The organism is Bradyrhizobium sp. WSM4874, from assembly GCF_055811835.1.
This window is the reverse complement of sequence record NZ_JBVVPR010000206.1, coordinates 1-486: the sequence shown is the minus strand read 5'-3', so window position 1 is coordinate 486 and position 486 is coordinate 1. Positions and strand designations below refer to the sequence as shown.

Below are 486 nucleotides of genomic sequence, written 5' to 3'. Positions count from 1 at the left end.
CCGCATTCAGCTTCTTGTTGACGCGGGTATCCCCACTCAAAAATTCTGCCGTACGGGCTGCCAACCGACCAGGGTCGCGGTCATCAAGTAGGCCGGCCAGTGCCAGGCCCTGTGGCCGGAGCCAATCACTGAACTGACTCAAAGCGGTCACGTAATTGGCAATGGTCTTTGGGCTGTAGTTACCGGCGGCGCCTTTCCTGAAGGACTCGAAGAGGGCGACGTCCACGTCCGACGGGCGGGAGCGCTTGGCGAAATCCATACGCAGCTGTGAATGGACTACGTAGGACGCCGAGCCGGATGACCCACGAGAGCTTTGTCCAAAGACTTTTCTTAGTGTTGATGCGACCCTAGAGACCAGCCCACGGGACTTGTTGTCGTCCGTCCGTGCATTAGCTTGTGGTTCCGAGGCCGCTGCCAAGCGCAGGTTGCTGAATGGGCTATCCAGAAGGTCAAACCTGTAATCGTTCGCAGCCGAGCCAAGATGAG

At 58.2% G+C, this 486-nt stretch carries 1 protein-coding gene; it reads right to left on the bottom strand.

What is annotated here, in order from left to right:
• Window positions 1–259, bottom strand: a 259-nt coding sequence (locus tag AC0L3P_RS40055; RefSeq protein ID WP_473309470.1) for a hypothetical protein, incomplete at its 3' end; no start/stop codon positions are given.
• Between the last annotated feature and the right edge of the window lie 227 nt (window positions 260–486).